At 65.2% G+C, this 22,568-nt stretch carries 27 protein-coding genes; 5 read left to right on the forward strand and 22 right to left on the reverse strand.

Going from position 1 to position 22,568, the window contains the following annotated elements; all coding sequences use genetic code 11:
- Position 1 precedes the first annotated feature (1 nt).
- The 16 genes from rpsC to EDC62_RS00395 form a co-directional block, all read right to left on the reverse strand.
- Positions 2-880 (reverse strand): 30S ribosomal protein S3, encoded by an 879-nt coding sequence (gene rpsC, locus EDC62_RS00320; protein WP_124219210.1) that lies wholly within the window; start codon positions 878-880, stop codon positions 2-4.
- 17 nt (positions 881-897) lie between these two features.
- Positions 898-1,227 (reverse strand): 50S ribosomal protein L22, encoded by a 330-nt coding sequence (gene rplV, locus EDC62_RS00325; protein WP_124219211.1) that lies wholly within the window; start codon positions 1,225-1,227, stop codon positions 898-900.
- A gap of 9 nt (positions 1,228-1,236) precedes the next feature.
- On the reverse strand, positions 1,237-1,515 hold the full coding sequence (gene rpsS / locus EDC62_RS00330; RefSeq protein ID WP_124219213.1) for a 30S ribosomal protein S19: 279 nt from the start codon (positions 1,513-1,515) through the stop codon (positions 1,237-1,239).
- A 10-nt stretch (positions 1,516-1,525) separates the two neighbouring features.
- Complete coding sequence (gene rplB / locus EDC62_RS00335; protein ID WP_124219215.1) at positions 1,526-2,350, reverse strand: 50S ribosomal protein L2; 825 nt, start codon at positions 2,348-2,350, stop codon at positions 1,526-1,528.
- Between the two features lie 2 nt (positions 2,351-2,352).
- Complete coding sequence (gene rplW / locus EDC62_RS00340) at positions 2,353-2,688, reverse strand: 50S ribosomal protein L23 (RefSeq protein WP_124219217.1); 336 nt, start codon at positions 2,686-2,688, stop codon at positions 2,353-2,355.
- Positions 2,685-3,305, reverse strand: a complete 621-nt coding sequence (gene rplD, locus EDC62_RS00345) for a 50S ribosomal protein L4 (protein WP_124219219.1) — start codon at positions 3,303-3,305, stop codon at positions 2,685-2,687. The genes rplW and rplD overlap by 4 nt, the downstream gene beginning before the upstream one ends.
- On the reverse strand, positions 3,305-3,979 hold the full coding sequence (rplC, locus tag EDC62_RS00350) for a 50S ribosomal protein L3 (RefSeq protein ID WP_124221029.1): 675 nt from the start codon (positions 3,977-3,979) through the stop codon (positions 3,305-3,307). Before rplC ends, rplD begins: the two co-directional genes overlap by 1 nt.
- 160 nt (positions 3,980-4,139) lie before the next feature.
- Positions 4,140-4,454, reverse strand: coding sequence for a 30S ribosomal protein S10 (rpsJ, locus tag EDC62_RS00355; protein WP_124219221.1), 315 nt, complete (start codon positions 4,452-4,454; stop codon positions 4,140-4,142).
- Between the two features lie 20 nt (positions 4,455-4,474).
- Positions 4,475-5,665, reverse strand: coding sequence for an elongation factor Tu (gene tuf, locus EDC62_RS00360; RefSeq protein WP_124219223.1), 1,191 nt, complete (start codon positions 5,663-5,665; stop codon positions 4,475-4,477).
- A 147-nt stretch (positions 5,666-5,812) separates the two neighbouring features.
- Positions 5,813-7,915, reverse strand: coding sequence for an elongation factor G (gene fusA / locus EDC62_RS00365; RefSeq protein ID WP_124219225.1), 2,103 nt, complete (start codon positions 7,913-7,915; stop codon positions 5,813-5,815).
- Between the two features lie 68 nt (positions 7,916-7,983).
- Complete coding sequence (gene rpsG, locus EDC62_RS00370; protein ID WP_124219227.1) at positions 7,984-8,454, reverse strand: 30S ribosomal protein S7; 471 nt, start codon at positions 8,452-8,454, stop codon at positions 7,984-7,986.
- A gap of 159 nt (positions 8,455-8,613) precedes the next feature.
- Positions 8,614-8,991 carry a 30S ribosomal protein S12 gene (rpsL, locus tag EDC62_RS00375; RefSeq protein WP_124219229.1) on the reverse strand — a complete coding sequence of 126 codons (378 nt, stop codon included), beginning with the start codon at positions 8,989-8,991 and terminating at the stop codon, positions 8,614-8,616.
- A 217-nt stretch (positions 8,992-9,208) separates the two neighbouring features.
- Positions 9,209-10,414: a D-alanyl-D-alanine carboxypeptidase family protein gene (locus EDC62_RS00380; protein WP_124219231.1), complete on the reverse strand. Its 1,206-nt coding sequence runs from the start codon at positions 10,412-10,414 to the stop codon at positions 9,209-9,211.
- A 93-nt stretch (positions 10,415-10,507) separates the two neighbouring features.
- Positions 10,508-10,885 (reverse strand): (2Fe-2S) ferredoxin domain-containing protein, encoded by a 378-nt coding sequence (locus EDC62_RS00385; protein WP_124221031.1) that lies wholly within the window; start codon positions 10,883-10,885, stop codon positions 10,508-10,510.
- A gap of 51 nt (positions 10,886-10,936) precedes the next feature.
- Complete coding sequence (locus EDC62_RS00390) at positions 10,937-12,046, reverse strand: VanZ family protein (RefSeq protein ID WP_124219234.1); 1,110 nt, start codon at positions 12,044-12,046, stop codon at positions 10,937-10,939.
- Positions 12,047-12,083: 37 nt separating this feature from the next.
- Positions 12,084-12,512 carry a CopD family protein gene (locus EDC62_RS00395; protein ID WP_124219236.1) on the reverse strand — a complete coding sequence of 143 codons (429 nt, stop codon included), beginning with the start codon at positions 12,510-12,512 and terminating at the stop codon, positions 12,084-12,086.
- Between the two features lie 331 nt (positions 12,513-12,843).
- Between EDC62_RS00395 and hemB the strand changes: the two genes are divergently transcribed.
- Together hemB and EDC62_RS00405 are read left to right on the forward strand one after the other, a co-directional pair.
- Positions 12,844-13,848, forward strand: a complete 1,005-nt coding sequence (gene hemB / locus EDC62_RS00400) for a porphobilinogen synthase (RefSeq protein ID WP_211330883.1) — start codon at positions 12,844-12,846, stop codon at positions 13,846-13,848.
- Between the two features lie 40 nt (positions 13,849-13,888).
- The gene (locus tag EDC62_RS00405; protein ID WP_124219240.1) at positions 13,889-15,022 is read left to right on the forward strand and encodes a magnesium transporter CorA family protein; all 1,134 of its coding nucleotides are present in this window, start codon (positions 13,889-13,891) and stop codon (positions 15,020-15,022) included.
- 64 nt (positions 15,023-15,086) lie between these two features.
- Here the strand turns inward: EDC62_RS00405 and EDC62_RS00410 are convergent, their stop codons facing one another.
- Positions 15,087-15,380, reverse strand: a complete 294-nt coding sequence (locus EDC62_RS00410; RefSeq protein WP_124219242.1) for a hypothetical protein — start codon at positions 15,378-15,380, stop codon at positions 15,087-15,089.
- Positions 15,381-15,506: 126 nt separating this feature from the next.
- On the opposite strand from EDC62_RS00410, the gene EDC62_RS00415 reads away from it, so the two are divergent.
- Complete coding sequence (locus EDC62_RS00415) at positions 15,507-16,403, forward strand: LysR family transcriptional regulator (protein WP_124219244.1); 897 nt, start codon at positions 15,507-15,509, stop codon at positions 16,401-16,403.
- 353 nt (positions 16,404-16,756) lie between these two features.
- Here EDC62_RS00415 and EDC62_RS00420 read toward each other — a convergent pair whose 3' ends face one another.
- Positions 16,757-17,446 (reverse strand): dienelactone hydrolase family protein, encoded by a 690-nt coding sequence (locus EDC62_RS00420; RefSeq protein WP_124219246.1) that lies wholly within the window; start codon positions 17,444-17,446, stop codon positions 16,757-16,759.
- A 165-nt stretch (positions 17,447-17,611) separates the two neighbouring features.
- On the opposite strand from EDC62_RS00420, the gene EDC62_RS00425 reads away from it, so the two are divergent.
- Together EDC62_RS00425 and EDC62_RS00430 are read left to right on the forward strand one after the other, a co-directional pair.
- Entirely contained in the window at positions 17,612-18,154 is a 543-nt protein-coding gene (locus EDC62_RS00425; protein ID WP_124219248.1) for a MaoC family dehydratase, read from the forward strand.
- Positions 18,151-18,783: a MarC family protein gene (locus EDC62_RS00430; RefSeq protein ID WP_124219250.1), complete on the forward strand. Its 633-nt coding sequence runs from the start codon at positions 18,151-18,153 to the stop codon at positions 18,781-18,783. Before EDC62_RS00425 ends, EDC62_RS00430 begins: the two co-directional genes overlap by 4 nt.
- A 41-nt stretch (positions 18,784-18,824) precedes the next feature.
- Here EDC62_RS00430 and EDC62_RS00435 read toward each other — a convergent pair whose 3' ends face one another.
- From EDC62_RS00435 to EDC62_RS00450, 4 genes are read right to left on the reverse strand one after another with little or no spacing between them, the layout of a single operon-like run.
- Entirely contained in the window at positions 18,825-19,481 is a 657-nt protein-coding gene (locus EDC62_RS00435; RefSeq protein ID WP_245968701.1) for an ABC-type transport auxiliary lipoprotein family protein, read from the reverse strand.
- Positions 19,482-19,518: 37 nt separating this feature from the next.
- Positions 19,519-20,475: an MlaD family protein gene (locus tag EDC62_RS00440; protein WP_124219252.1), complete on the reverse strand. Its 957-nt coding sequence runs from the start codon at positions 20,473-20,475 to the stop codon at positions 19,519-19,521.
- Positions 20,476-20,478: 3 nt separating this feature from the next.
- A complete protein-coding gene (locus EDC62_RS00445; protein ID WP_124219254.1) occupies positions 20,479-21,327 on the reverse strand; it encodes an ABC transporter ATP-binding protein in 849 nt (282 codons plus the stop codon).
- 6 nt (positions 21,328-21,333) lie between these two features.
- Positions 21,334-22,476: an MlaE family ABC transporter permease gene (locus EDC62_RS00450; RefSeq protein ID WP_124219256.1), complete on the reverse strand. Its 1,143-nt coding sequence runs from the start codon at positions 22,474-22,476 to the stop codon at positions 21,334-21,336.
- Positions 22,477-22,568 lie beyond the last annotated feature (92 nt).

The following is a 22,568-nucleotide window of genomic DNA, read 5'->3' on the forward strand; positions in this document are numbered from 1 at the left end:
TTTATTCTCCGGATTTGCCGTCAGCGGCTGCGGCTGGCGCGTCTGCTTTACGAACGCGCTTAACGGCGGGTTTGCTCTCAGCGCCCAGAGCCTCGGCAGGCTTGTCGCTGCCATCGGCCGGTGCACCTTGCGCACCGGCGGGCCGACGGGCGCCGCTCGGACGGCGCTCCCCGGGGCGTGCATCACGACGCGGACCGCGCGGGCGACGCTCGTCGTCGGGACGCGGCGTCTCGGCCACGGGCTGGTCGTTGCGGCCCAAGGTGTCGCCCTTGTAGACCCACACCTTGACGCCAATCACGCCATAGGTGGTCTTCGCTTCAGAGAAGCCGTAGTCGATGTCGGCGCGCAGCGTGTGCAGCGGCACGCGGCCTTCGCGATACCACTCGCAGCGGGCGATTTCGATCCCGTTGAGGCGGCCCGACGACATGATCTTGATGCCCTGGGCACCCAAACGCATGGCGTTTTGCATCGCGCGCTTCATGGCACGGCGGAACATGATCCGCTTTTCCAATTGCTGCGTGATGCTGTCCGCGATCAGCTTGGCATCGATCTCGGGCTTGCGCACTTCCTCGATGTTGACCGCAACGGGCACGCCGAGCTGGGCGCCCAGCTCTTTCTTCAGCGCCTCGATGTCTTCGCCGCGCTTACCGATCACCACACCCGGACGGGCCGAGTGGATCGTGATCCGCGCGTTTTTGGCCGGGCGCTCGATGACGATGCGCGAGACCGCAGCGTTCTTGAGCTTGTTTTTCAGATACTCGCGAACCTTTATGTCGTCGGCGAGCATGCCGGCAAACTCACGGTCATTCGCATACCAGCGCGACGCCCAATTGCGGGTGACGGCCAGTCGGAACCCGGTCGGGTGGATTTTCTGTCCCATAACGTCCAGGCCCCTTATCAGTTGCCGACCGTCACGTAGACGTGACAGGTGGGTTTGCGAATCTGGTTACCGCGACCCTTCGCGCGCGCCGTGAAACGACGCAGCGAAGGACCCTGCTCGACATAAATGCTCTTGACTTTGAGCTCGTCGATGTCGGCGCCATCGTTGTGCTCGGCGTTGGCAATCGCCGATTCGAGCACCTTCTTGATGATGACGGCCGCTTTTTTCTGCGTGAACTGCAGAATGTTGAGCGCCTGATCGACCTTTTTGCCGCGGATCAGATCAGCGACCAGACGGCCTTTGTCGACCGACAGACGAACGCCCCGAAGGACTGCACGTGTTTCCATGGTCTTTCCTTATTTCTTCTGGACTTTCTTGTCCGCGGGGTGGCCCTTGAAGGTCCGCGTCAGCGCGAACTCCCCAAGTTTGTGGCCCACCATCTGGTCGGTGATGTACACCGGCACGTGTTGCTTGCCGTTGTGCACGGCGATCGTCAGACCGATGAATTCCGGCAGGATCATCGAGCGACGCGACCAAGTCTTGATCGGCTTCTTGTCCTTGGTGGCAATCGCCTTGTCGACCTTCGCCACCAGGTGGTGGTCAACAAACGGACCCTTTTTGAGAGAGCGAGTCATTTGTTACCCCTTACTTCTTCCGACGCGACACGATCATGACTTGCGTGCGCTTGTTGTTGCGGGTGCGATAACCCTTGGTCAGATTGCCCCACGGGTCGACCGGCGGCTGACCCGTACCCGTGCGGCCTTCACCACCACCGTGCGGGTGGTCGATCGGGTTCATCGCGACGCCACGGACCGTCGGACGGATACCCATCCAGCGCTTCACACCAGCCTTGCCCAGACGGCGCAGGCTGTGCTCCTCATTGGCGACCGAGCCGATCGTGGCGCGACACTCGATGTGGATCTTGCGAACCTCGCCCGAGCGCATCCGCACCTGGGCGTAGGTTCCTTCGCGAGCCAGCAGCGTCGCCGACGTGCCGGCCGAGCGCACGAGCTGCGCACCGGCACCGGGCTTGAGCTCGATGCAGTGGATCGTCGAACCCACGGGGATGTTACGAATGGGCAGCGTGTTGCCGACGCGAATCGGCGCCTCGGAGCCGCTGACGATGGTCGCGCCCACTTCCAAGCCACGCGGCGCGATCACATAGCGGCGCTCGCCATCGGCGTAGCAGACCAGCGCGATGTGCGCAGAGCGGTTCGGGTCGTATTCGATGCGTTCGACCTTGGCAGGAATCCCGTCCTTGTTGCGACGGAAATCGACGACGCGGTAGTGGTGCTTATGTCCACCGCCCTTGTGGCGCGTCGTGATGTGCCCGTTGTTGTTCCGCCCCGACTTCTGGTGCTGAGGCTCGAGCAGCGGCGCATAGGCCTCGCCCTTGTACAGATGGTCACGCGTGACCTTGACGACGCCACGACGGCCGGGCGAGGTCGGTTTGAGTTTGATGACAGCCATGATTACGCAGCCTCCCCGGACAGGTTCAGCTCTTGACCCGGCTTGAGCATGACGTAAGCCTTGCGCACATGGTCGCGCCGGCCTACCGTCTTGCCAAACCGCTTGGTCTTACCTTTGACATTGACCACCGAGACGCCCTGCACTTCGACTTTGAAGAGCAGTTCGACCGCTGCCTTGATCTCAGGCTTGGTCGCGTCGCGCAGCACCTTGAAGGTCACCGCGTTGGTCTTCTCGGCGACCATCGTGGCCTTTTCCGAAACGATCGGCGCCACGAGAACCTGCATCAAGCGGCCTTCGTCGAACTGGCGCTCCGCAGGCGTGGGATTGATCCGGCTCATGCGAACATCTCCTTGAGTTTGTCCATGGCGCCTTTGGTCACGAGCACTTTGCTGTAACGCACGAGCGACACGGGATCCGCATAGCGGGGCTCAACCACCAAAACGTTCGGAAGGTTGCGCGAGGCGAGGTAGAGGTTCTCATCGACCTCGTCGGCAATGACGAGAACCGACTTCAGGTTCATCGCCTTGAGCTTGTCCGCGAACTGCTTCGTCTTGGGCGAGTCCACACGCATCGAATCGACGACGGCAATGCGGCCCTCACGCGCCAGTTGAGAGAAGATCGACGCCATACCGGCGCGATACATCTTCTTGTTGATCTTTTGCGAGAAGTTTTCGTCCGGGCTGTTCGGGAAAATCCGACCACCCCCACGCCACAGCGGCGAGGAAGTCATACCCGCACGAGCGCGACCCGTGCCTTTTTGCTTGAAGGGCTTTTTCGTCGAGTGCTTGACGGCGGCGCGATCTTTCTGCGCACGCGTGCCTTGACGGGCGTTGGCCTGATAGGCCACGACCACCTGATGGATCAGGTCTTCGTTGTAGGGCCGACCGAACACCGTCTCCGGCGCTTCATAGGTGGCCGCCGCCTGGCCTTGTTCATTGAGGAGTTCGAGCTGCATCAGTTCGCTCCCTGCGAAGATTTGGATTTGACCGCGGGACGAACCGTCACGAAGCCACCTTTGGAGCCGGGGATCGCGCCCTTGACCAGCAACAGCTGACGCGCCTCATCGACCCGGATCACATCCAGGTTTTGCGTCGTCACCGTATCGACACCCATGTGACCCGTCATGCGCTTTCCGGGGAAAACGCGACCCGGATCCTGCGCCATACCGATGGAGCCCGGAACATTGTGCGAACGGCTGTTACCGTGGGAAGCGCGCTGCGACGACATGTTGTGCCGCTTGATCGTGCCCGCGTAGCCCTTACCGATCGAAGTCCCTTGGACATCGACTTTCTGGCCCGCAGCAAACAAGGTCGCAACCGGCAGGGTCGAACCTGCGGGATATTGCGCGGCAACTTCGGGGGCTACACGGAATTCGCGGGTCACCTCGCCCGCCTCGACGCCCGCTTTGGCCAGATGGCCCGCCAGCGGCTTCGTCACACGGGAGGCACGCCGCTGACCAAACGTGACTTGCAGGGCCACGTAGCCGTCGGAATCCTCCGTTTTCACCTGGGTCACGCGGTTGTTCGACACATCGATCACCGTGACGGGCACTGCGTCCCCATCATCGGTGAACAGACGCATCATGCCCACCTTGCGGCCCAGCAATCCGAGACGATTGCTAAGACTCATTATTTTCTCCATGACTCCCACCGAGGCGGCTTCAATTGGTCGCCCCGTTGAATATGGGAGAAGGTTGATGAAACTTCCCAGAAAAAGGGAAGCCTAGTATTTTATCTAGAAACCCAATATGGGGCAAGCTCGGCATGCGCCGAACCTGCCCGTGCAGCCGTCACTGCAGCTTGATCTCGACGTCGACGCCCGCCGGCAGGTCGAGCTTCATCAGCGCGTCCACGGTCTTGTCGGTCGGGTCGACGATGTCCATCAGGCGCTGGTGCGTGCGGATTTCGAACTGGTCGCGGCTGGTCTTGTTGACGTGGGGCGAGCGCAGGATGTCGAAGCGCTTCATACGCGTCGGCAGCGGCACCGGGCCCTTGACGATGGCGCCCGTGCGCTTGGCGGTGTCGACGATCTCGGCCGCGGACTGGTCGATCAGTTTGTAATCGAAGGCCTTGAGGCGGATGCGAATTTTTTGCTTGAGTGACATGACCATTCCTCAGGACGGGATTACTCGATGATCTTCGACACGACCCCGGCGCCGACGGTGCGGCCGCCTTCGCGGATGGCGAAGCGCAGGCCTTCTTCCATGGCGATCGGAGCGATGAGCTTGACGGTGATGGCGACGTTGTCACCGGGCATCACCATTTCCTTGCCCTCGGGCAGCTCGATCGAGCCAGTCACGTCGGTGGTGCGGAAGTAGAACTGCGGACGGTAGTTGTTGAAGAACGGCGTGTGACGGCCACCTTCTTCCTTGGAGAGGACGTAGACCTCGCCGACGAAGTGGGTGTGCGGCTTGATGGAGCCGGGCTTGCACAGCACTTGGCCGCGCTCGACTTCTTCGCGCTTGGTGCCGCGCAGCAGGATGCCGACGTTGTCGCCCGCTTGGCCCTGGTCGAGGAGCTTGCGGAACATTTCGACGCCGGTGCAGGTGGTCTTGAGCGTGGGCTTGATGCCGACGATTTCGATTTCGTCACCGACTTTGATGATGCCGCGCTCGATACGGCCGGTGACGACGGTGCCGCGGCCAGAGATCGAGAAGACGTCTTCGACGGGCATGAGGAAGGGGCCGTCGATGGCGCGCTTGGGCTCGGGGATGTAGGTGTCGAGCGCTTCGGCGAGCTTCATGATCGCCTGCTCGCCGAGCGGGCCTTTGTCGCCTTCGAGGGCGAGTTTGGCCGAGCCACGGATGATGGGGGTGTCGTCACCGGGGAAGTCGTACTTGCTGAGCAGTTCGCGCACTTCCATTTCGACGAGTTCGAGGAGTTCCTCGTCGTCGACCATGTCGCACTTGTTGAGGAAGACGATGATGTAGGGCACGCCGACCTGACGGGCCAGCAGGATGTGCTCGCGGGTCTGGGGCATGGGGCCGTCGGCAGCCGACACCACGAGGATGGCACCGTCCATTTGGGCCGCGCCCGTGATCATGTTCTTGACGTAGTCGGCGTGACCAGGGCAGTCGACGTGGGCGTAGTGGCGGTTGGCGGTCTCGTACTCGACGTGCGCGGTGTTGATGGTGATGCCGCGAGCCTTTTCTTCTGGAGCCGCGTCGATCTCGTCGTACTTCTTGGCCGCCCCACCGAACTTGCTCGCCAGCACGGTGGTGATCGCCGCCGTCAGCGTGGTCTTGCCGTGGTCGACGTGACCAATCGTGCCCACGTTCACGTGCGGCTTGGTCCGCTCGAATTTCTCTTTTGCCATGTCATTTCTCCAAAGAACAATACCCGTGACTGGTTTAACGTCTGCATCGGGTTGCGGAATCGGTCAGCACGGGAACAGCCCGGCACCACGATCGCAGACAAGAAAAGATCGGCAGGCAGCCCCGCGGGCTGCCTGCCGCGCTCGGACTTACTTGGCCCGGGCGGCAATGATCGCGTCGGCGACGTTCTTGGGCGCCTCGGCGTAGTGCTTGAACTCCATCGTGTACGTCGCACGACCTTGGGACATCGAGCGCAGCACGGTCGAGTAACCGAACATCTCCGACAGCGGCACCTCGGCCTTGATGACTTTGCCGCCGCCCGGCATGTCGTCCATACCCTGGACCATGCCGCGCCGCGACGAAAGGTCACCCATGACGTTGCCGGCGTATTCCTCGGGGGTTTCGACCTCGACGGCCATCATCGGCTCGAGAATCACGGGGTTGGCACGCTTGGCCGCTTCCTTGAAACCGAAGATGGCGGCCATCTTGAACGCCTGTTCCGACGAGTCGACATCGTGGTACGAACCGAAGGTCAGCGTGACCTTGACGTCGACCACGGGGTAGCCTGCCAGCACGCCGGAGTTCAGCGCTTCTTCCACGCCCTTCTGAACCGCCGGGATGTACTCGCGCGGCACCACGCCGCCTTTGATGGCATCGACGAATTCGAAGCCCTTGCCCGGCTCTTGGGGCTCGACCGTGAAGACGACGTGACCGTATTGGCCCTTACCGCCGGACTGACGAACGAACTTGCCCTCGACGTCGGTGACTTTCTTGCGAATGGTTTCGCGGTAAGCCACCTGCGGCTTTCCGACGTTCGCCTCGACGCCGAACTCACGCTTCATGCGGTCGACGATGATTTCGAGGTGCAATTCGCCCATGCCGCCGATGATGGTCTGGCCGGATTCTTCGTCGGTCTGCACGCGGAAGGAGGGGTCCTCCGCCGCCAGACGCGAGAGCGCGACGCCCATCTTCTCCTGGTCCGCTTTGGTCTTGGGTTCGACGGCCTGACGAATCACGGGCTCGGGGAACTGCATCCGCTCGAGCGTGATGACGGCCGACGGGTCACACAGGGTTTCGCCGGTGGTGACGTCTTTGAGGCCCACACAGGCAGCAATGTCGCCCGCGCGGATCTCTTCGATTTCCTGGCGGTTGTTGGCGTGCATCTGCACGATACGGCCGATGCGCTCTTTCTTGCCGCGCACGGGGTTGTAAACCGTGTCGCCCTTGGTCAACACGCCCGAATACACGCGAACGAAGGTCAGCTGCCCCACGAACGGGTCGGTCATGAGTTTGAAGGCCAGCGCGGCGAACTTCTCGTTGTCGTCCGCTTTGCGGGTGACTTCGTTGCCGTCTTCGTCAAAGCCACGAACCGGAGGCACATCCACGGGCGAAGGCAGCAGGTCGATGACCGCGTCGAGCATGCGCTGCACGCCCTTGTTCTTGAACGCGGTTCCACAGAGCATGGGCTGGATTTCGCCCGCAATGGTGCGGGTGCGCAGGCCTTGATTGATCTCGGCTTCCGTCAGGTCGCCGCCTTCGAGGTACTTGTTCATCAAGTCTTCGGAGGCTTCGGCTGCCGCTTCGACCATCTTTTCGCGCCACTCCTTGGCGGTTTCGACGAGGTCGGCGGGAATGTCCTGATATTCGAACTTCATGCCCTGCGAGGCCTCATCCCAGATGATCGCCTTCATCTTGAGCAAGTCCACGACGCCCTTGAAGTTCTCTTCGGCGCCGATCGGGATGACGATGGGCACGGGATTGGCCTTCAGACGCGTGCGCATCTGCTCGTAGACCTTGAAGAAGTTCGCGCCCGTACGGTCCATCTTGTTGACGAAGGCCAGACGCGGCACCTTGTACTTGTTGGCCTGACGCCACACGGTTTCGGACTGCGGCTGCACGCCGCCGACCGCGCAATAAACCATGCAGGCGCCGTCGAGCACGCGCATCGAGCGCTCCACCTCGATGGTGAAATCGACGTGGCCCGGGGTGTCGATGATGTTGATCCGGTGCTCGGGATAGGACAGATCCATGCCCTTCCAGAAGCAGGTCGTGGCAGCGGACGTGATCGTGATGCCGCGCTCTTGCTCCTGCTCCATCCAGTCCATGGTGGCCGCACCGTCGTGAACTTCACCGATCTTGTGATTCACGCCGGTATAGAAAAGGATACGCTCGGTGGTGGTGGTTTTGCCGGCGTCGATGTGCGCGGAGATACCGATGTTGCGATAGCGCTCGATGGGCGTTTTACGTGCCATGATGATCTTTCGAGAAAAGGGCCAGGCCCGCTCGTGGCGGGCCTGGACACCAAATAAGGGACAGGAACTTAGAAGCGGAAGTGGCTGAAGGCCTTGTTGGCTTCGGCCATGCGATGCACTTCATCGCGTTTTTTCATGGCACCACCGCGGCCCTCGGTGGCCTCGATGAGCTCATTGGCCAGACGCAAGGCCATGGACTTCTCGCTGCGCTTGCGGGCAGCTTCTTTGATCCAGCGCATGGAGAGCGCCAGGCGACGAACCGGGCGGACCTCGACGGGCACTTGATAGTTGGCGCCGCCGACACGACGCGACTTCACCTCGACCATCGGCTTGACGTTGTTGATGGCGATGCTGAACACCTCGACCGGGTCTTTGCCGGTCTTTTGCTCGATGGTTTCGAGGGCGCCGTAGATGATGCGCTCGGCCACCGCTTTCTTGCCGCTCTCCATGATCACGTTCATGAACTTGGAGAGTTCGACGTTGCCGTACTTGGGATCCGGCAGGATTTCGCGTTTAGGGACTTCACGACGACGTGGCATTTTTGAACCTCTTTTGCTTCAGTTGGCATCTTCAGCGATGCCGCGAAAGTCAACACGACTTCCACTTACTCGACCCGACGACCGGGTCACTACGCCGCCCCGACACACCACGCGCTGGGACGACACCGATACCGGGCTTCGACAGCCCAATCAAGCGCCTTACTTGGCCTTCGGCCGCTTGGCACCGTACTTGGAACGCGCCTGCTTGCGGTCCTTCACACCCTGCAAATCCAGGGCGCCGCGGACGATGTGGTAACGAACACCGGGCAAGTCTTTGACACGACCGCCGCGCACCAGGACCACGGAGTGCTCCTGAAGGTTGTGGCCCTCGCCACCGATGTAGGAGATGACTTCGAACCCGTTGGTCAGGCGCACCTTGGCAACCTTACGCAAAGCGGAGTTCGGCTTCTTCGGGGTCGTGGTGTAAACACGGGTGCAAACGCCACGCCGTTGCGGGCAGTTCTGCATCGCCGGGCTCTTCGACTTGACCTTTTCGGCCTCGCGCCCGTGACGCACCAATTGATTGATGGTTGGCATAAATAAAAACGTCCCTAAACGTCAAAAACCACGCGCTGCCTGTAGACCCTGCCCAAAGCAAAACCCCAAGGCAAGCGCGCACAAATACCCCGCCCCAACAGCGGGAAAGCCAATCAGTATACCCCCTGAGCCCAAGCGGCGCAAGCTCAGCCCCGTTCATCTGCGGCGGGACTCCAAGGCGGAACATGCCGCCCGAGCTGCCAGCGGGGTGGCGCCGTCAGCGGATCCAGAGGCGCAAGCTATCCCATGCGCGGCCAAACAGGCCGGCCTGCTCCACCGGCTCGAGGACCACCAGCGGGACATCCAGCAAGGGCTGGTCGGCCAACGTCAGCTTGAGCACGCCCAATTGCTGGCCCTGCGCAAAAGGCGCCACCAGAGGATCCGGGCGAACGACCTGCGTTTTGACCTGGGCTGCTGCGCCGCTCGGAACGGCCACGACGATGGGTTGTGGACGGCCGAGCTTGACGACCTTTTCCGTGCCTTTCCAGACCGGCGGCGTGGCCACCGGCTGGCCCGCCTCGAAGAGCTTGACGGCGTCGAAGGCCGCGTAACCCCAGTTCAACAGCTTTTGCGCCTCGTTGGCGCGGTCGTTCTCACTGGCCGCCCCCAGAACGATCGCCAGCAAGCGCCGTGGCCCCACGTTCGGATAATCGCGCTTGGCGGTCGCGATCAGGCAGTAGCCCGCCGCGGCGGTGTGGCCGGTCTTGAGGCCGTCGACCGATGGATCGCGAAACAGCAGCAGGTTACGGTTCGTGTCGTTGGCGGTCGGCGTGCCCGGATAGCGGTACTTCTTGATCGCGTAATAGCCAACGTACTGCGGGAAATCGGTCATCAGGCGGGTCGCGAGGATGCTCAGGTCGCGGGCCGTCGTGGTGTGGCCGGGCTCCGTGAGGCCCTCGGGGTTCTTGAAGGTCGTGGCCTTCATGCCCAGAGCGCGCGCCTGAGCATTCATCATTTCGACGAATCGCTCGACCGTGCCGCCGACGCCCTCGGCCAGCGCGACGGTTGCGTCATTGCCGGACTGGACGATCATGCCCTTGAGCAGATCCTCCACAGGCACCTGCATCTTCGGATCGATGAACATGCGTGAGCCGGGCATACGCCAGGCGCGCTCGCTGACCGGCAAGGTCTGCTTGAGGTCGATCTTCTTCGCCCGCAAGGCGTCGAACACCACATAAGCCGTCATGAGCTTGGTCAAGGATGCCGGCTCGACCGGCGTATCGATGTCCTTGCCAGCGAGCATTTGGTTCGCGGTGACGTCCATCAGCAGGTAGGAGCGCGCGGCCACCTCGGGTGGCTGCGGCCAGGCCACGGGCTGCGCCGACACGGGAGCCGCCAGCACCGCCAGCGCGAGCAAGCAGAAGCGCGGCGCGAGCAGCAGTCGACGAAGCCGATGGAGCCAAGTCAAGAGGAAAGTGTTCATATCCGCAAACAGAAGTGAAGAACGTGGCGCCCCGCCAGGACGGCGCTCGCCACGCGCAAACGAAAGATCGGCCGCAGGTACCGCCCGGTGCGATCAGCGGCCGAGATGCGCCGGCGTCAGCAGGCGCTCGACCACACGGCCGTCGCGCAGATGGGATTCGACGATCTCGTCGACATCGGACAAATCCACATACGAATACCAGACCGCCTCGGGATAGACCACGGCGACGGGTCCCGCCGCACAGCGATCCAAACACCCCGCCTTATTGACCCGGACCTGCCCCGGGCTGGCCAGACCTAGCTCCTTGACGCGCTGCTTGCAATGATCGAAGGCCTGTTGCGCCCCCGCAGCCGCGCAGCAGGCCTGCCCGCCTTCGCGTTGGTTGAGGCAGAAGAAGATGTGGCGACGGTAATAGGAAGAACCGGGCGACGGGTCCGCCGCGCGAGGAACGAGCTCGCGCACCTCGGGCATGGAGTCTGGAGTGGATCGGGCGATCATGATGCGCCGGATTGTAGGGGTCGATCAGCCCACCTCGCGCGTCATGGGTGGATCGCGGCGCGCCAGGTCGGTGAGCACATAGGCGAGAACCGCATAGGGCCAAAGCCAGCCCACCCATTGCGCCAGGCCATGAAAGCGCACGAAGCGACCCTGCTCCCAGGTCTGCAGGGTTTGGGCGAGATAGGGGTCGAGGGGGGCACGATTGATCAGACTGAGTTCCCAGGCCAGCGCCAGCAACAAGACACCCGCCGCCGCCCGACGCGGCAGCAAGACCAGGATCACGATCAAGCCCGCGGCCGCCAGCATGCCGGCGAGCACCGGCGGCGTCAGCCAGGCCCAGGCGTGTTGCGGCCCATAGCTCAAGGCGGCAGACAAGGCCGTCACCCCGGTCCCGACCAGCAGGGAAAACCACGCAAGCAGCCAGCGATCCAGCGGCCGGCGCACGACCAGACAGGCCAGCAGGCTCGGCGCCAGCAGCGCGAACACGACGGTTGCCATTTCGGCGCTGGGCAACAAAGGTTCGAGTTCGGTCTCCCGCAGCGGCAACCATTCCAGCAAAGGCGTGCCGGTGAGCCAGCGCACCGTCGCCAGCTCCAGCCGCTCGAAGACCTGTCCGAGACCAAAAGGCACGGCGGACGGAAACAACAGCCCGACGGGCCAGAGCGCGAGCAAGATCCAGCCTGCGCGGACCTCCTCGACGGCCCAGCGCGCACGGATGCGCTGCCAGCGACGCAGCCCGCCCAGGCGCGCCAGCACCCAAGCCAAGCCGGCACCGGCCAACGCGCCGGCGACATTGAGCAGCCAGTCCAGATTCGATGGGACGCGCTGGGGGATGTAGGTCTGGAGCGCTTCGAGGGTAAAGGAAAGCACCGCGGCGATTCCAGCCGCGCCCCCGAGCATCCAGAGGCTGGAGCGCCGCTCGCGCAGCGCCAGGCCCAGCAGGAATCCCAACGGCGCGTATCCCGCGAAATTCGTCAGGACGTCGAAGGCCGTCCAGTAGCGCGGCAACGGTGTCAGAAAGAACGACCAGGGCGCGATGCCGACCGCGCGCCAGCCTTCGAACGGATAGAGGCTCGCGTAGACGATCAGCGCCGCATACAGCAGCGCCAAGGGCACGGTCGCGGACTTGCGCATGGATTCGGGCTCATGGATGCTGCCCGGTCGAGCAGCCTCAGAATGGCTTGACGACCACCAGCACCACCGCGATGAGTAGCAGGATCACCGGCACCTCGTTGAACCAGCGGAACCAGACATGGCTGCGCGTGTTGGCGCGCGCAGCGAACTTGCCCAAAAGCTTCCAGCAAGCATGGTGGTAGCCGAGCACGAGCGCCACCACGACGAGCTTGGCGTGCAGCCAGCCGTTCCCGGGCCCTTTGCCGATGCCGTAATACAGCCACAGCACCAGGCCCAGCACCACGGCCGGCACCATCAGCAGCGTGGTGAAACGCATGAGCTTGCGCGCCATGAGCATGAGGCGCTCGTACTCGGCGACCGACTCGGGCGCGACCATGGCGAGGTTCACATAGATGCGCGGCAGGTAGAACAGGCCAGCGAACCAGCTGGCCACGAAGACGATGTGCAGGGCTTTGATCCAGAGCATGGGAAGGAGTGTAGGACGCAGCCGGCGGCCCTGCGCGGGCTGCGGGCAAAAAAAACCCCGGCACAGGGCCGGGGAAGAAAGCCTTTTTGCTGTCACACATCAAGGCCCCGCTCAGGGAGGAAAAGCGGGGGGCGCCGAAACGCCCGGCCCAACTGTAGCAAACTGCAACTCGGGATTCAAGCGCCTGTAGGAGTCCCACGCCTTGAAGGCTCGAACGAACCGCATCCGGCGGGGAACGCAAGCGCCTGGGCAGGGCGCGCAGGCTCGAGCGGCATCGACTGCGTGCGATGCACGGGTGCGCGGCTGCCGCGCATCGGGCACAATTTTGCGTATGAGCACCCCTTACGCCCCCTATCCCCTTGGCCGGCCGCGGCGGCTGCGCCGCGACGATTTCACGCGCCGGCTGGTGCGCGAGCATGCGCTCAGCGTGAACGATTTGATTTATCCGGTGTTCGTGCTCGAGGGCCAGGGCCGGCGGGAAGCCGTGGCATCGATGCCCGGCGTGGAGCGGCTGAGCCTGGACCTGCTGCTGCCCGTGGCCGAGGACTGCGTGCGGCTGGGCATTCCGGTGATGGCGCTGTTCCCGGTGATCCGCGCGGAACTCAAGGACGAACGCGGCAGCGAGGCCAGCAACCCCGAGGGCCTCGTGCCGACCGTGGTGCGGGCGCTGAAGAAAGAGTTCCCGCAGCTCGGCGTGATGACCGACGTGGCGCTCGACCCCTACACCAGCCACGGCCAGGACGGCTTGCTGGATGCGACGGGCTACATCCTCAACGATGAAACCGTCGAGGTTCTGGTCGAGCAGGCGCTGGCCCAGGCCGAAGCGGGCGTGGACATCGTGGCGCCGAGCGACATGATGGACGGGCGCATCGGCGCGATCCGCCGCGCGCTGGAAGACCGTGGCCATGTGCACACGCGCATCATGGCCTACAGCGCCAAGTACGCGAGCGCGTTCTATGGCCCGTTTCGCGACGCCGTGGGCTCGGCAGCCAACCTGGGCAAGGCCGACAAAAAGGTCTACCAGATGGACCCGGGCAACTCCGATGAGGCGCTGCGCGAAGTCGCGCTCGACATCGCCGAGGGTGCCGACATGGTGATGGTCAAGCCTGGCATGCCTTACCTCGACGTGGTGCGCCGCGTGAAGGACGAATTCCGCGTGCCCACTTTCGCCTACCAGGTGAGCGGGGAATACGCGATGCTCAAGGCCGCCGCAGCCAACGGCTGGCTGGACCACGATGCGGTGATGATGGAGAGCCTGCTGGCCTTCAAGCGCGCCGGCGCCGACGGCGTGCTGACCTATTTCGCCCGGGATGCCGCCCGGTTAATTCAAAAGTAATCGCTAAAAACGTCCAATTCCTGCCGGCAAAGGGCGAAAAATGTCGAATCCCGTCGCGCCCATCCGGGTTTTTTGGATCCGCGGACAGGGGCTGGAAGAGATCGAGCCTGCCCCCTCGAATTGGGCGAGCCCGCAGGAAGGCTTCCTATGGATCGGCTGCACCCGCAGCCACTTTTCCGAAGCCCATCCGACGCTGCTCCCCGCCCTCGAGCGGCTCACCGGCGCGGCGCTGCTGGACCTGCATGTGAGCGATTTGCTCAACGCACAGCTGGCTTCGCGCCACGATGAAACCAGCGACTACGACTTGCTGATTTTCCGCAGGCTGGGCCGAGGCACGAAACGCACGGACGCGGGCCGCATGGAGACCCTGCCCATGCGCGGCGGCCCGCCGATCCTGCAACGCATCGACACCGCGGCGGTCGGGTTTGCGGTGTTCGACCGGGTGCTATTGACCATACACCCCGACGACGGGGCGGTCCGCGACAGCTATGCGGCGCGTCTGCTGCCCGCTGCGCCGCGCGAAGCCGACACCCGGTCCGCCGGCGCGCGCGGCGTGCCTGCGGACCCGCGGGATGCGACGCTGCGCATCATCAGCCAGATCGTCGACGACTATCTGGAACTGCGCGGTGAACTCAGCCGTCAGTTGGAGCATTGGCAAAACGAGCTGCTCCACCCGCGCTCCCGATTCTCGAATTGGTCGGCCTTGCTGCAGGCGCGCACGACCCTGCATGAGCTGCAATCCTCGTGCGAGGACCAGCACAGCGCGGTCGATCGCTTTGCCGCGGGCTTCGAACACCGCTATGCCGACACGGCGGAGGACAGCCACCGTGTCGAGTTGCTGCGGGTGCGTGCCCACGACGTGCTCGAGCACATCGAGCGGGTGATGCGCCACGTCACGCGGCTGGAGCACAACATCGAAACCGCCGTGCAGATGCACTTCGCGGTCCAGGGGCACCGCACCAACGACATCATGCGCACGCTGACCGCCTTGACGGCCATCTTCCTGCCGCTGAACCTGATCACAGGGTTCTTCGGCATGAACTTCGAATTCATGCCCTTCATCCACAATCCGGCGGCGCTGGCATGGACCGCCGCCGGGATGGCCCTGGTGGCCGTCGGCACTGGGCTGTTCTTCTGGCGACGGCGTTATCTCGCGCAACTACCACCGCCGTAAAAAGAATCGGCCTGGCATGCGCGCGAAACGCATGCCAGGCCGATGGGGACCGCGCCCGAGCGATTTACATCAGATCGCCAGCGGCAGGGCCGTGGCCGGCGCGCATCGCCGCGCGGGCGGCGGTACGCACTTCTTCGCGGCTCAGGTTCGAGGCCGGCGCCGAGACGACAACGCGGCTCGCGTCACCCGCGTCGATGGCGCTGACTTTGGCTTCAGCCTGAACCACGGCGCGCGAAACGCTCGAAGGCGTGAAGTCGGGCTGGGTGACCGGGAACTCGCCGGCGTAGGGTTGGCCGGCGAAGGCGGTAGCGGCAGCGGCGAACAAAGCGGTGGAAACGAGAACTTGACGTGCTTTCATGATGGACTCCTAGGTTGAACAACAATCGATCAATCGACCGTGCGGTGATTGTGAGTCGAAGATGGCTCCATTGCGTCCCCAATAAACAGGGCGAATCCGAAGCATGGTGTTCACGAAATTGAAACAATGGACTCACTAGACCTGCTGCGCACCTTCCGCGAAGTCGCCCGGCGCGGCAGTTTTGCCGGGGCGGCGCGCACGCTCGACCTCTCCAAGGCGAACGTCAGCAAATACATCGCGGCACTCGAAGCGCAACTGGGCGTGCGGCTCTTCAACCGCAGCACCCGCAGCGTGAGCCTCACCGATGCCGGCGAACTGCTGCTCGAGCGTAGCGAGCCCCTGCTGGAGATGGTCGAGGCGACCCGCGCCGAGTTGCAGGAGCGCGCCCGCGCGCCTTCCGGGCGACTGCGCGTGGCCGCGCCCCACGGACTCGCGCGCACGCTGCTGCCGCCCCTGCTGGCGGAGTTTCTGCCGCGCTACCCCAAGGTTCACCTGAGCCTGGTGCTGAGCAACACGCCCGCGGACTTGATCGCCGAGGGCATCGACGTTGCGCTGCGGGTGGGCCGTATCGGCGACGACAACCTGATCGTGCGGCGGCTGCAGCGGGTGCCCTTCGTCGTCGCGGCGACGCCGGGCTTTTGGAAGCAGCATGGCTATCCCACGCACCCGGATCAGCTCGGCACGCTCGATGCGCTCACGCTCACGCCGCTGCAAGGCGCCGCGCAATGGCGCTTCGAAGTCGAAGGGGAGCCGGTGAGCGTGCCGGTGCACAGCCGCATGGATGCGAGCGACACCGCGCCGCTCATCGCGATGGCCACGGCCGGCCTCGGCATGGTGTGGCTGCCCCAGGTGCTGGTTCAAGAGCAGATCGAGAGCGGCACGCTGCAGGCAGCGCTGTCGGACTATTCACCGCGCGACATCTGGCTCTATGCCGCCTACACGCAGCGGCGGCACAACAGCGCCGCGCTCAAGGCCTTTTTGCAGGTCATCGAGGCGCGGTGGCGCGAGCCCGACGCCCCCTGACCGAAGGGGCGGCATCAAGGCAACGCTGAAGCAGTTCCCGCGATGGCGCGCGAGGGACTGGTTCAGCCTTGCCCTATTGATCCGGCCAGAATATGTTTGAACCTCGTTACCATGGCGAAGTCCGGGATCCAGACACGACGCCAAGCCAGGACCTGGCTACCGAGTTCAATCTTCACCTGGCCGGATCAATAAGGCAACGCTGAATAAGTTCCTGCGATGGCGCGCGCCCGGCCGCGGGATGGGATGCGAGGCGCAAACCGCAGCCATAGCCGAAGCTATGGCGAGGATTTGCAACGACGCAGACCGCCCGCAGCTGGGATGCGCGACGCGCGAGGGACTGGTTCAGCGTTGCCCTAACCGACGTGCTGGGCGAAAAAGGCCAGGGTCCGCTCGCGCGCGAGCCGCGCCGCCGCCTCGTTCCAGGCCGCGCGGTGGTTGCAATTGAAGCCATGGTGCGCGGGGTACAAGTGCACCTCGACTTCGGGGTGGCGCGCACGGAAGGCTTCGACGCTGGGCAGCGGAATCCACGGGTCCTGCTCGGCGAAGTGGGCCAGCACCGGCACCCGCGGCTGCCGCGCTGACTCGAGCTCGGAGGTGATGCCGCCGCCATAGTAGGGAACGGCCGCAGCCAGGCCCTGGAGCTCGCACGCGGCGCGCCAGGTCATGAGCCCGCCCCAGCAATAGCCGACGATGCCGACCTTGCCGCCGCTCTCGCGCGCCGCGTAGTCGATGGCGGCCTGGATGTCGCCCAGCGCGCCGGGCGGGGGCAGTTGCTCGACCGCCTGCATGACGGCAAAGCCCGCCTCCATGTCGGCAGGGCTGTACCCCAGCTCGACGCCGCGGCGCACGCGGTCGAACAGCGCCGGCGCCACGGCCAGATAGCCTTCGGCGGCATAGCCCTCGGTCACCTCGCGGATGTGGGCGTTGACGCCAAAGATTTCCTGGATGACCACGATGCCCCCGCGCGGCCGACCCGCGGGACGCGCGACAAAGGCGGAGAGCCGAAAACCGTCGGCAGCGGTGAGCTCGGTGTGTGTACCCATAGCAGGACTCCTCATCAAAAAAGTGAACGCATGGCCGTGCGGCGACGCCCCGGCCCCGGGTGCGGTCGCCAAGCATCCCCGAGGCGACAGGCAAGCCGCGGCCGCCTTTGCTATTCTGGACCACACCGCCCGAAGCGGCTGCCTCACTCTCTCCGAAAGACCGCCATGCATACCCCGGAACCGCCCGTCTCTGCCCCTGAAATCCGCTACTACTGGGAAGACCTCGAAGTCGGCAGCGTGATGGCGCTGGGCAGCGTGACGCCCACGCGCGAAGCCATCCTCGACTTTGCGCGGCAGTTCGATCCCCAGCCGTTTCACCTCGATGAAGAAGCCGCCCGCGCGTCGGTGTTCGGCGCGCTGTGCGCGAGCGGCTGGCACACCTGCGCGATGGCCATGCGGCTGATGGTGGACCACTTTCTGCGCTACGCCGCAAGCCAGGGCTCGCCGGGGCTGGAACACATCCGCTGGCTCAAGCCGGTTTACCCCGGCGACACGCTGCGGCTGCAAAGCCGGGTGATGGAGCGCAAGCCCATGCGCTCGCGGCCCGATGTCGGCCTGGTGCGCACGCAATGGGAGATGTTCAACCAGCGCGACGAGCCCGTGCTGCAGATGGACGGCTGGGGCATGTTCAAGCGGCGCACGCCGCAGGCCGCAGCCGACGCGCCAGCCCCGTCCGAAGGCGCGGCTGCCCCACAATCGGGGGCATGAATCTCAAGCCGCTCATCACGCTGCTGGCCATCGTCAACCCGCTGGCCATCGTTCCGTTCTTCATCCATTACACCCAGGGTTTCGACCGCGTGCAGCGGCGGCGCACCATCATGGTGTCAGCCTTCAGCGCCTTCGTGGTGATCGCCGCGAGCGCCTTGCTGGGCCTGCAAATCCTCGACTTCTTCGGCATCACGCTGGCGAGCTTCCAGGTGGGGGGCAGTCTGCTGCTGCTCCTGAGCGCGATGAACATGCTCAACGCCCAGCCGGCCGAAGCCAAGGCGCAAACGCATGAGCTCGAAGACGGCGCCGAAAAGGCGGCCCACGGCGCGAGCATCGCCGTCGTGCCGCTGACCATTCCGCTGCTTACCGGGCCGGCCACCATGTCGACGGTGGTGATCTACGCGCAGCAGGCGAAAAACTTCTGGCAACACATGGCGCTAGTGGGCTATGGCGTGGTCATCGCGCTGGCGGTGGCGCTGTCGTTCTCACTCGCGCAGCCGATCGCGCGGGTGCTCGGCAAAACCGGCATCAACGTCATGACGCGGCTCATGGGCCTGATCCTCGCGGCGCTCGCGGTGGAGGTGATGGCCGACGGCCTGGGCAAACTGTTTCCGGGCTGGTTGCGCTGAGCCGGAACCGAACACAACGCCGAACCGGCCCGGCACGGGCATCAAGGCGCCACAGGGGCCTCGCGCAGCCACTGCGCGAGCGACTCGAGCGCGGCGTCGGTCGCGGCGGTGAGGGCTTGCACGCCGCCGGCCGCATCGGCGCTGGGCGCAGGCCGCTCGGCCTCAAACAGGCGCTGCGCCAGCAGCTTCGGGCGCGGCCCCGTGGTGTCGGTGAGGGTGGCGCGCAGGCGGACCACGCCGCGCGAGGCGGTGCCGGGGCCGGCAGGGGCGGCCGCAAAAACTTGGGAAAAGTCTTCGATCTGAACCCGCAACAGCCGCGGCGCGCTCGCCTCGCCCGGGGCGACGACCGGGCGGTCGAGCGCCAGTCGCTCGCGCAAGCGCACGCCGACGAGCTGCGCGGGTGTGGTGCTCCAGCGCGCCTGGGCGTAGGCGTGCAGCTCATAGGCTGCGGCGCCACCGTCATAGCGGTAGCGCATCGCGGTGGTCTCATACGCCGGCGCGGCGTCGGGCGTGGCCAGTGCCAGCGGCGGCTCGGCCTGGGGCTTGGCCGTCGCGGCCGCTCCGGTGGGACTAGGCCCAAGATCGAAGGTGCTCGGGCGCGGGGCCGGCCCGGGCAGGGCCGCACAGCCCACGAGCAGCAGAAAAATCCAGCCAAATCGCAGGATCGCCGGCATGAAATCGGGCTTAGATGCTCTCATTTTTGAACTTTACTCGGTTCGGCGCTCAACCGCCAGATTACGGATCACGCGGTGGCACGGCAGCGCCTGGCGGCGGGTAGCCGGGCTCACCCGGGCCGGGGGGCGGCGGCGCCGTACCCCAGACGAGGGCCTGTGGGTTGTCGGTCAGTGCGGTTGCAGCCCGCGCAAACGCGCGCGCGGCGCGTTCGGCCTCGGCACCGCTGCGGTGCAACTGGGGCAGGGTTTCTGCTTGGAGCGTCTGCGCGCTCGAAGCCAGGGCCTCGGCACCGCGCCCGATCTGCTCGACCGGGCCGCCGGGCGCCGTCAAACGATCGACCGCACCGCGCACCTGGGCAACGGCCTGGCGGGTTTCGTCGAGCGTGAGGCGCAAGGACTGCAGGCTCTCGCTGCCCGCGCGGGCCAGCGGCGGGACTTCACGCTGCAGGCCGAGCGCGAGTTGCTGCACCCCTTGGGCGGCTGCGCCGGCGTTTTCGACCGCACGGATCAGGACTTGCTGGTTTTGCGGTGCCAGCAAAGCGTTGAGCCGGGTCGCCGCTTCCTGGAGCTGCCCGAGCAGGCGCTGGCCTTCGTCGAGGACCTGCCCGACCGGTCCGGGGCGCAGCGGGATGCGCGGCGGCCCGTCCTCGGAGGTCAGCGGCTCTTGGGACGTTCCATCATCGTTGAGCGCGATGTGGGCAATGCCCGTCACGCCCTGGTAGCCCAGCGTGGCCCAGGTCGAGCGGGTAATCGGTGTGCCGGCATCGACGCTGATGCGCACGAGCACGTTGCCCGGCACTTTGGGATCGAACGCGATGGCGGTGACTTTCCCCACAGGAACGCCCTTGAGCCGCACGGCCGCCTGCACGTTGAGGCCGGTCACGGGGTTGGGTGAGCTGATCTCATAGACCCTCTGCAGCCCACCATCGCGGGTGAGCCACCAGGCCATGGCGCCCAAAAGCAGCGTCAACAACAGGACGAAGGCACCGGCAGCGAGGGCGTGGGCTTTGTTTTCCATGGGTCAGCGGGGTGCCAGAAGGTCGGGCGCGGAGGCAGCGGTTGCGGGGGGCGCTGCGACGCTCAGCCCACGCTCGCGCAGCAGGGTCATGGCGCGGCGTCCGCGGCCGCCAAAGAAAAAATCGTGCACGAAGGGGTGGTCGAAGGCAAGCACTTCTTGCGGCGGGCCAGAAACGACGATGCGTTTGTCGGCAACGACCGCAATCTGGGTGCTGAGTTCCAAGATGGTGTCGAGATCGTGCGTGACCATGACCACCGTGAGCCCCAACTCGCGGTGCAGGCTCGCGAGCAGCCCGCAAAACGCGTCGCTGCTGCCCGGGTCGAGGCCAGCGGTCGGCTCGTCGAGCAGCAGCAGCGGCGGGTCCATGATGAGCGCGCGCGCCAGCGCCACACGCTTGATCATGCCGCCCGAAAGCTCCGCGGGCATTTTGTGCGCGTCGCGCTCCGACAGCCCCACCATGCACAGCTTGACCAGCGCCGCCTCGCGCACCAGCGTCTCGGGGAAGGCGCGCAACTCGCGCAGCGGCAGCGCGATGTTGTCGAGCACGCTGAAGGCCGAAAACAGCGCCCCGTGCTGAAAGAGCATGCCCACCCGCGTCGCCGCCCCGGCGCGCGCCAGGCGCGACGCAGGTTCGCCGAGCACCGTCACCGTGCCGCGCGCGGGCGTGGCCAGGCCCAAGATCTGCCGCAACAAGACGGTCTTGCCCGAGCCCGATCCGCCGACGATGGACACGAGCGAGCCGCGCGCGATGTCGAGATCGAGGTCGCGGTGCACCACCACATCCTCGCCGCCCGCGTGGAACACCGACCACAGGCCGCGGATTTGGACGACGGGATCGATGACGGGGCTCATGGGCGCTCAGATGCCAACGTTCTTGAACAGCACGGCGAACAGCGCATCGACCAAAATCACGACCGTGATCGAAGTCACGACCGAAGCCGTGGTGCCTGCGCCCAGACTCTCGGTGTTGGGTTTCACCCGCAGCCCGTAGTGGCACCCCACCAGCGCGATGAGCACGCCAAACACCAGCGACTTGCCCATCGCCAGCCCGAGATTGCTCGCCTGCACCGCGCGCGGCAGGTTGCTGATGAAATAAGCGGGGCTCAACCCCAAGGCCACTTCGGCGGCCAGCATCCCCCCGATCAGCGCGGCGATCGTCGTCCACAGCGTCAAGAGCGGCATCGCCACGGCGAGCGCGATCACGCGCGGCATCACGAGCCGAAAGCCGCGGGCAATGCCCATGACCCGCATCGCGTCGATTTCCTCGGTGATGCGCATCACGCCGATCTGCGCCGTGATGGTCGATCCCGACCGCCCCGCGATCAGCACCGCAGCGAGCACCGGCCCGAGCTCGCGAATCAGCGACAGGCCCAAGATGTTGACGATGAAGGTTTCTGCCCCAAAGAGCTTGAGCTGCTGCGAGGTCAGATAGGCCAAGACCACGCCGATCAGAAAGCCCACCAGCGCAGTGATCGGCAAGGCCGTCGCCCCGATGCGATAGAGATGGCCCGACACATCGCGCCAGGGCCCCATGCGCGGCGCGCGCAGCAGCGCCAGCAGGTCGAGCGCCAGTTGCCCGACGAGGGCCAGCAGGTCGCGCAGATGATCGGCGACGAGAAACAGCCCCGCGCCCAGCCGCAGGAACTGGCGCCGCACGCCGGGCAGCCAGCCCGAAGCCGGCGGTGGCGGCAGCGTGGACCAGCGCGCCACGCGCTCGAGCATCGCGCGTTGCGCCGGTGTGGCCTCCAGCCGCTCGGGCCAGCGCCGGCCCCAGGCGTCCCACAGCCATTGCGCGCCCAGGTGGTCCAGTCGCGCGGCGCCGCTCAGGTCCCAAGCCGCGCTGGGGCCGGCGGCCGCCTGCGCCCGCGCAAGCGCCTCGAGCCGGCCGCTGCGCGCCAGCGCCGCCGCCGACCAGTCGCCCTCGAGCCGCACCCGCACCGGCGCCTGGGCGTCGGCCTCTTGGCGCTCGATCTGCAAGCTGGGGGGTTGGGGTCCCGTCATGGCGGCTGGGTGGGAATTTCGCCAATGTTAGGGCAACGCTGAACCCGTCCCTCGCGGGCCGCGCATCCCGGCGTCGGCCGCCGTTCCAGGCA

The sequence above is a fragment of the Tibeticola sediminis genome (assembly GCF_003843835.1).
GTDB lineage: Bacteria > Pseudomonadota > Gammaproteobacteria > Burkholderiales > Burkholderiaceae_C > Tibeticola > Tibeticola sediminis.